This is a genomic window from Streptomyces sp. NPDC000134, assembly GCF_042899225.1.
Lineage (GTDB): Bacteria > Actinomycetota > Actinomycetes > Streptomycetales > Streptomycetaceae > Streptomyces.
This window is the reverse complement of record NZ_JBIAZN010000018.1, coordinates 162,697-170,151: the sequence shown is the minus strand read 5'-3', so window position 1 is coordinate 170,151 and position 7,455 is coordinate 162,697. Positions and strand designations below refer to the sequence as shown.

Annotated in this window: 6 protein-coding genes and 2 pseudogenes; 4 read left to right on the top strand and 4 right to left on the bottom strand. The window is 71.1% G+C overall.

The window, feature by feature from the left end:
- Positions 1–214 precede the first annotated feature (214 nt).
- Together ACFY32_RS25795 and ACFY32_RS25790 are read right to left on the bottom strand one after the other, a co-directional pair.
- Positions 215–1,135 (bottom strand): NADP-dependent oxidoreductase, encoded by a 921-nt coding sequence (locus ACFY32_RS25795; protein WP_359197855.1) that lies wholly within the window; start codon positions 1,133–1,135, stop codon positions 215–217.
- Positions 1,136–1,164: 29 nt separating this feature from the next.
- Positions 1,165–1,803: an HD domain-containing protein gene (locus ACFY32_RS25790; protein ID WP_390675382.1), complete on the bottom strand. Its 639-nt coding sequence runs from the start codon at positions 1,801–1,803 to the stop codon at positions 1,165–1,167.
- A 135-nt stretch (positions 1,804–1,938) separates the two neighbouring features.
- On the opposite strand from ACFY32_RS25790, the pseudogene ACFY32_RS25785 reads away from it, so the two are divergent.
- The 3 genes and pseudogenes from ACFY32_RS25785 to ACFY32_RS25775 all read left to right on the top strand — a co-directional run bounded on the left by ACFY32_RS25785 (position 1,939) and on the right by ACFY32_RS25775 (position 3,760).
- Positions 1,939–2,498: pseudogene (locus ACFY32_RS25785) on the top strand (DJ-1/PfpI family protein).
- 178 nt (positions 2,499–2,676) lie between these two features.
- Positions 2,677–3,213, top strand: a complete 537-nt coding sequence (locus ACFY32_RS25780; protein ID WP_359197858.1) for a VOC family protein — start codon at positions 2,677–2,679, stop codon at positions 3,211–3,213.
- A gap of 85 nt (positions 3,214–3,298) precedes the next feature.
- The gene (locus ACFY32_RS25775; RefSeq protein ID WP_359197860.1) at positions 3,299–3,760 is read left to right on the top strand and encodes a nuclear transport factor 2 family protein; all 462 of its coding nucleotides are present in this window, start codon (positions 3,299–3,301) and stop codon (positions 3,758–3,760) included.
- Between the two features lie 70 nt (positions 3,761–3,830).
- Here the strand turns inward: ACFY32_RS25775 and ACFY32_RS25770 are convergent.
- Positions 3,831–4,262 (bottom strand): annotated as a pseudogene (locus tag ACFY32_RS25770) (alpha/beta fold hydrolase); the annotation flags it as partial.
- 293 nt (positions 4,263–4,555) lie between these two features.
- Between ACFY32_RS25770 and ACFY32_RS25765 the strand changes: the two are divergent.
- Complete coding sequence (locus ACFY32_RS25765) at positions 4,556–5,440, top strand: restriction endonuclease (RefSeq protein WP_390675379.1); 885 nt, start codon at positions 4,556–4,558, stop codon at positions 5,438–5,440.
- Positions 5,441–5,473: 33 nt separating this feature from the next.
- On the opposite strand, the gene ACFY32_RS25760 is transcribed toward ACFY32_RS25765, so the two are convergent.
- Positions 5,474–7,120 (bottom strand): glycoside hydrolase family 27 protein, encoded by a 1,647-nt coding sequence (locus tag ACFY32_RS25760; RefSeq protein ID WP_390675378.1) that lies wholly within the window; start codon positions 7,118–7,120, stop codon positions 5,474–5,476.
- Positions 7,121–7,455 lie beyond the last annotated feature (335 nt).

Below are 7,455 nucleotides of genomic sequence, written 5' to 3'. Positions count from 1 at the left end.
CCTCCGGACAGCATCAGGCAGCAGACTCACCCTCACGGCCTTCGTCGTGGTCACGTGCACCTTGGTCGGAGCACATGATCAGACGAAGGCCGCCCACATATCCGGCGAACCCCCAGGTGAGCGACCCAGTACGAGACACCGTTCGAGGCCGGAAGAAAAAGAACAAGCTCAGTGCCGAGGGCCCGTAGCCCGGCCCTCCCCCCGGCGCCCACCTTCACCCCTCGCCGACGCGGATGATCGTGCGACCCGGGACGCGCTGCCCCGAGGTCAGGGCGGCGACCGCCTCGGTCAGTGGCCATACCGCGCCGACCCGCACCCGCAAGCGGCCGTCCCGCAGGCGTTCGGCGAGGTCGGAGAGGCGGGCGCGGTCGGGTTCCACGACGAAGAACAGGGCCCGCCCGTCCTCGGGGCGCACGGTGGGCGGGCGGGCGATGGTGACGAGGGTGCCGCCGGGACGGACCAGGGCGGCCGACCGGTCGAGGACGTCACCGCCGATCACGTCGAACACGACGTCCACCTGCTCCGTCTGCGCCCACTGGTCGGTCGCCAGGTCGAGGAAGGCGTGCGCGCCCAGGCCGAGCACGGCGTCCCGGTCGGCGGAGCGGCCCGTGCCGATGACGCGGGCCCCCGCTGCGCGGGCGAGCTGCACGGCGAGCGAGCCGACCCCGCCGGCGGCGCCGTGGATCAGGACGGTCCGGCCGGTGGTGAGACGGGCGTGGTCGAACAGGCCCTGCCAGGCGGTCAGCCCGGAGATCGGCAGCGCGGCCGCCACCGTGTGGTCGACGTCGGCGGGCAGTGGGGCGAGATCGCGGGCTTCCACGGCGACGTACTCGGCGAGCGAGCCGTCGCGGGCCCAATCGGTCGGTCCGAAGACCCGCTGGCCGACGGTGAGTCCGGTCGTTCCGTAGCCGAGTTCCGCCACCACCCCCGAGACCTCGTGGCCGGGCACGCTCGGCGTGCGGTCGCGGCCGGCGCGGTCGGTCCACGTCGCGGGCCAGTCCAGTTCACCCCGGGTGAAGCCCGCCGCGTGCACGCGCACGACGACGTCGTTCTCGGCGGCATGGGGACGGGGGAGTTCCTCCAGGGCCAGTCCGGTGATCCCGGCCTCGCGGTCCCGGACGGTGATGGCTCGCATGGGCGTTCCTTTCCTACTGGGGTGACGGTTCACCGGGGCCAGGGAGCGGCGATGACCCGCTCCACCATGGACGTACGACGGAAACCGGGGACGAAGTGCTCCAGGATGTCCGCGTTGACGGTCCCGTAAGTGGTGTCCGGGCGGTCTTTCAGGCCGTCGACGAAGGCCCGCAGGAATTCCTTCTTGAAATCACCGCGTGGATGAGCGGCGACGACCTCCTCCACCTGGTCGCCGTGCAGCCCGTCCAGCCCCCAGCCGACCGCGTCGGTCAGCACGCCGTAATGCGTGGCGGCGACCTCGGGCTCCATCCGGCCGGGAACGCCCGGGGTCGTGTGCAGGGCGATCGCCCTCCAGACCACCTCGGCGGCGCTCCCGGAGAACCCGCGGTCGAGCAGGAACCTCCGCGCGTGATCCGCGCCGTCCAGTTCGAAACGCTGCGGAGTTCCGGAGAACGGGATCAGCAGACCCACGTCGTGGAAGACCGCCGAGACGTAGAGCAACTCGGGGTCCGGGCGGAGGCCCATGGTATGCGCGTGGAGTGAACCGAAAAGGAATACGCGCCGGGAGTGGTGGAAGATCAGGGGACCGGTCCGCTCCCGAAGGAATTCCGTGGCCGCGGCGACAGCCGGGGTATCGGGCAGTTCCACCCCTGCGATGATGTCGGTCATGATGTCCGTGCTCTCCGATGCGATGCGCTGCGAGTGGGTTGTGCGTACGTCCTCCACGATGCCGATCACGCGGCCCCCGGCGCCGCCTCGGTCCGGCCAGGAACCCCTCGAATCCGGTCACCCCTGGGCGGGACGGTGAGTTCCGGTACGCACCGGGTGTCGATCCTCGTCTACGACGGGGTCGAACTCCTCGACGTCGCCGGCCCCGGCGAGGTGTTCGGGGAGGCGAACCTGCTCGGTGCCGCCTACCGGATCGCCCTGGTGTCGGCGTCGGGCGCCGACGTCACCCCCTCGATCGGGATGCGGATCGCCGTCGAGGGCAGCGCCGCCGGCGAGCCGGACCCCGGCACGTTCCTGATGCCGGGCGGAGACATCTACCCCAGGACCCCCGTCGCCCACGATCTGGCCGAGGCGACCAGGGAGCTGGCGGCGCGCGCCGGACGGGTCGCCTCCGTGTGCTCCGGCGCCTTCGTCCTCGGCGCGACGGGCCTGCTGGCGGCCGGTACGTCGAGTCGATCCGCTTCGGCATCGCCAAGTCGCTGCTCGACCAGGGGCACACCGCGACACGGACGGCGTCCCTGGCGGGCTTCCCGAGTTACGAGAGCCTGCGCCGCGTCTTCACCCGGGAACTGTCCATCAGCCCCGCCGCCTACCAACGCCGCTTCGCCACCGCCCGCCGCGACCCCGCCCGGTGACGGACACCGGGGGCGTGCCCTTCGGCTCCGCCGACCACCTGAACGATTCCGCCACAGCCGCTGAACCAGCGGGCGGCGAGCCGCAGAGCGATGGCCTCTCGCTGCCGTCCAGGACAGCATCCGACCTACTTCGCACCTACCGTCGCTGTGTCCTCCCGACATCAGTGAAAGGACCGCGATGCCCGAGCAGACCACCAGTGCCGCACCCGAGGGCTACACCACCGTGGCGCCCTGGGTCGTCACCGACGACACGGGGGCGTTCCTCGACTTCGTGGCCGAGGCGTTCGGAGGTGAGGAACTCGGCCGGGTGCCGACCGAGGACGGCTCGATCGGGCACGGGGAGATCCGGGTCGGCGACACCGTCGTGCTGGCCTTCGACCGGCGTCCGGACTGGCCCGTCATGCCGAGCCTGCTGCGCGTCTTCGTCCCCGACGCCGATGAGGCGTTCTCACGGGCCGTCCAGGCCGGCGGCCAGGTCGTCACTTCCCTGGTCGACGACGCCTTCGGGCAGCGCGGGGGGCGTGTCAAGGACCCCTTCGGCAACATCTGGTGGGTGGTCGGCCGCGTCGAGGACGTCACCGAGGACCAGATGTGGGCGCGGTTGCGGGAGCCGGTGTACGCCGACGCCATGCGGGTCGCCCAGGAGACACTGGACGCCGAACTGAGCGGCCGGCGCCACGGACGCGGCAGCGCACCCGTCAGGGCGCTCGGCTGAGGCACGTTGCGGAGGTCGGACCGCGCCGCACGACGAGGTCTGATTGCCGCCAGCAGGCTTCGCCTGTGGTGACCAAGCTGGCGGCATGACGATGTCATCCACTACGGACCCGGTAACGGTTCTCACCGCCATGTACGCGGCTGAGGCGGAGTATTTGGCGGCCGGAGGTCCTGGCGCAGCTTCGTTCGATCTGCTCGCCCCCTTCTTCGCGCCGGATGTCGAGCTGCATCAGGCGGATGCTCTGCCCTACGGAGGGACGTGGCGTGGGCACCTGGGAATGACGCGGTTCTTCCTCAGGATGGGGGAGGTCTGGGAGTCGTTCGAGATGGGGGAGCAGGAGTTCCTTGCCACGGGCGAGACCACGGTCGTACTCACTCAGGTCCGTGCTCGCGCTCGTGCGACCGGCCGTGAACTCGGCTTCCCGATCCTGCAAGCGATCACGGTCAGGGGCGGGCGGATCACCGAGGTCCGGCCGTTCTACTGGGACACGCGGGCTGTCGCCGAAGCCTGCGCCGTGCCGGCACCGGCGCCGGCAGACGGACTGTGACTGCCCGCGCCGGACTTCCGCGTCGGCCGCGGGTGCGAGTGCCGGTCCGCGCACTCGCCGCGGCCCAGGCTCAGGCGTCCTCGGTGATGAAGTCCGTCAGTGCGGCGGCGACGGCCTCGGGTTGTTCGTCGGGGATGAAGTGTCCCGCGTCCGGCACGACGATCCCGGTGGTGCGGCCGGCCCACGGCCCGAGGGAAGCCGCCATGTCGGGGATGGAGCCGTGACTGCCCGAGATCCCGAGAACCGGCACTGTCAGACGCTGTCGGCGCAGCGCTTCGCGGTTCCTCCGCGCCGACTCGGCGGCGTCGAAGGTGCCGGGGGAGAGGGCCTTGGCCTTCAGAAACCAGCCGACGTACTCCCGTTCGCGGCCGGTGAGCAGGGTCTCGGGCAGGTCGGGCACGAGGTGGAAGGCGAAGTGCCAGGTCTTCCACGCCCGTTCGGGGTCGGTCGGGATGGTGTCAGGCAGGGTGACGCCCGGGATGCCGGCGTCGAGCAGCGCCAGGAGCGAGCACGGAACAACTGCGCGCCATCGTCGGCGTGACCCTCGACGCCCTCGCGGGGACTCTCGGCGCGAGCGACTGAGATCCGGCCGAGGTCCGCCTGAGGTCCCCCTGAGGTCCCCCTGCGTGGAACCCGTCGCGAGTTCCGGAGCCACCGCCACCGATGCCCCCCACCCTCGCCCCCCGACCCTCGCTCCGCACCCCTCACTTCTCGCCCGAGGAAAGACGATCAAGTCCGTGATCTCGGGGCAGGCGGTCATATGATCTTGTCGACGACCAGGGGAGGGAGTCTCGCGTGACGTCACGTACGCGCCGCATACGACTCAGCGACCGCCGACGGTCCTTCGATCTCCGTGCGACCGCCGTGTTCTTCGGTCTTCTCGCGCTCCTGGTGATCGTCATGGGCTTCGCCATGCGTTGGGCGACCGCCGCCCTGCGGCACCGCCCGGGGTGGGTGATCGTGCTCGGCCTCATCGTGGCGGCGGCCGTCCTGCACCTGTGCCTCCAGCGGCGCCGGCGCAGGTTCTCCGCGAAGCGGGCCGCGCACCAGGCCGCCGTGGCGCTGGAGGAGGCGACCCACACGGCGCTGGACATCCTGGAGACCCCGGCGCCGGCGGCCGCCCCGGTGCTCGACGGGGCCGGGGCCCCGGCCGTCGGCGGCCCGACCGTACCCGGCCCCCGCACCGGCCCCGACGCGATGGAACCGACGATCCCGCTCCAGGGCGGCGGCGTGGCGGCCGATGCCTCCGCAACGGTCGTCTTCCAGGACACGCTGGACTACGCGGCCCTGGACCCCGACGAGTTCGAGCAGGCGATCGCGGCGCTGTGCGAACGGGACGGGTGCACCCAGGTCGAGGTGGTCGGCGGCGCGGGCGACCTGGGCGCGGACGTCCTGGCCGTCGCGCCGGACGGGCGGCGTGTCGTCGTCCAGTGCAAGCGGTACGGCGACACCAACCGCGTCGGCTCCCAGGACCTCCAGCGCTTCGGGGGCACCTGCTACACCGTCCACCAGGCCGATGTCGCCGTCATCGTCACGACCAGCGACTTCACGGCCCCGGCCGTCGAGTACGCCGAACAGTGCGGCATCCTCTGCGTGGACGGGGAGGCCCTGCGGGCCTGGAGCGACGGCACGGGACCGGCCCCGTGGACCGCGCCGGTCTTCGAAGGCCCCTGGCGCTGAGCCCCCGGACACCCGTCACCGACCGGGACCGGGTCAGGCGCGGCTCCACCGCTGCCCCGTCTGCCCGTTGCAGCTCCACAGCACCAGCCGCGTCCCGTTGGCGGTGCCGGCCCCCTCGGTGTCGAGGCACAGCCCGGCGTGGACGTTGCGGATCGAGCCGTCGGAGCCGACGGTCCACTTCTGGTTGTCCTGCCCGTTGCAGGCCCAGGTGATGACCCGGGTGCCGTTGGTGGTGCCCTGGTCGTAGGCGTCCAGGCACTTGTCGCCGTAGACCCGGATCTCGCCGCCCGCCCACGTGGTCCACAACTGGTTGGCGGCCCCGTGGCAGTCCCACAGCAGTACGGTGGCCCCGGCGGCGGTGGAGGCGTTGTCCACGTCCACGCAGCGGCCGGACGCGCCGCCCCGCAGACGTGAGGTGGTGGCGGCCAGCGGGGTGCCACCGGTCACCCGGAACACGGCCACGCCGTGCGCGGGCACGCTCGCGGAGATCTGCCCGGACGTACTCGACGTACCGCCGGTCCACAGGTCGGTGAGGGTGAACGACCCACCGGACAGGCCCACCTGCGCGGCCGAGGTGGTGACCGTCGCGGTGCCGCCTCCCCGGTTGAACAGGCCCACCGCGACCGAACCGTCGGACAGCGGCTTGGCGAACACCTCGGTGTTCCCGTCGTCACGCACCCTGCGACCGCCCGCGCCCAGCGTGTCCTGGTTCACCGCCAGCAGACGCGAGTTGCGCAGGATCGCGCTCACGTCCGCGGACATCGTACGGATGTCGTTGCCGGCCATGAGCGGGGCGCCCAGCAGCGCCCAGAGGGCGAAGTGCGCACGGGATTCGGTCAGTGTCAGACCGGGCCGGCCGACGACGAGCATGTCGGGGTCGTTCCAGTGTCCCGGCCCGGACTGCGCGGCCAGGGGCGCGGTGACGTCCAGGACGTTGCCGACGCCCATCGGATAGCTGTTGGTGTTGCCGTTCTGCCAGATGTCGAGCAGGTCCTCGGTGGTCCGCCACAGGTCGGCGACCTCGCCCCAGTTGTAGGTGGAGCCGGTGATGGCGTGCAGGCTGTTGGGGTTGATGCTGTAGACGATCGGCCGCCCGGTGGCGCGCAGAGCGTCGCGCATCAGCGTGAACCGCGCGACCTGCTCGTCACGGGTACCGCTCGACGAACACCAGTCGTACTTGAGGTAGTCGACGCCCCAGGAGGCGAACGCGGCGGCGTCCTGGGCCTCGTGGCCCCGGCTGCCGGTGGAGCCCGGGTAACCGCCCGTCGCCTGGGCGCAGGTGCGCTCGTTGGGCGCCTGGTAGATGCCGAACTTCAGGCCCTTGCCGTGGATGTAGTCCCCGAGCGCCTTCATCCCGCTCGGGAACTTGGTCGGGTTGGCCCGCAGGTTCCCCGCCGAGTCGCGCTGCGGGTCGAACCAGCAGTCGTCGACCACGACGTACCGGTAACCGGCGTCCCGCATGCCCGAGGACACCATCGCGTCGGCGGCCTGGCGCACCTGGGCCTCGGTGATCCCGCACCCGAAGCTGTTCCAACTGTTCCACCCCAGCGGCGGGGTGAGCGCCGGGCTGCCCGGCGCGGCCGTGGCCGGGGAGTGGGCGGAGGCCGTCAGGGACGCGGTGACCGTCAGCACGGCGGTCGCGAGGAGGCGGAACAGTCGTCCGCCTGTTCGTCTGGGCACCGAGAACTCCTTCTCCGGAGGACCCTCTTGGCAAGGGTCGAAATTTCGGACGCCGTTCGGAAAATTGTGGTGCCGCAGATACTCAGGGAGGCGACCTGCCGTGTCAACACCACCGGCACATCGGGTCCGCTTTCGGCACCGATGCGGTGTTCCCGCCCGTCCGGCGCGGAATTCACTGGACTGACCTGCGCAAACGCCCCTCATCCGACACCGAATGTTTCGGTGGTCCAAGCGAACCATGCGCAAAGTATTGACGACGTTCGTTGAATCCCTACCATCCAAGATGCTCGATACTTCGACTTGCGTTCGACATGCCGAACAATCGAGCCGTCACG

Bases quoted from the DNA above. Each gene is read 5' to 3' on its own strand.
- ACFY32_RS25780 (WP_359197858.1), top strand. From the start codon at position 2,677: ATGCCCGAGCAGACCACCAGTGCCGCACCCGAGGGCTACACCACCGTG.
- ACFY32_RS25795 (WP_359197855.1), bottom strand. From the start codon at position 1,135: ATGCGAGCCATCACCGTCCGGGACCGCGAGGCCGGGATCACCGGACTG.
- ACFY32_RS25790 (WP_390675382.1), bottom strand. From the start codon at position 1,803: ATGACCGACATCATCGCAGGGGTGGAACTGCCCGATACCCCGGCTGTC.
- ACFY32_RS25775 (WP_359197860.1), top strand. From the start codon at position 3,299: ATGACGATGTCATCCACTACGGACCCGGTAACGGTTCTCACCGCCATG.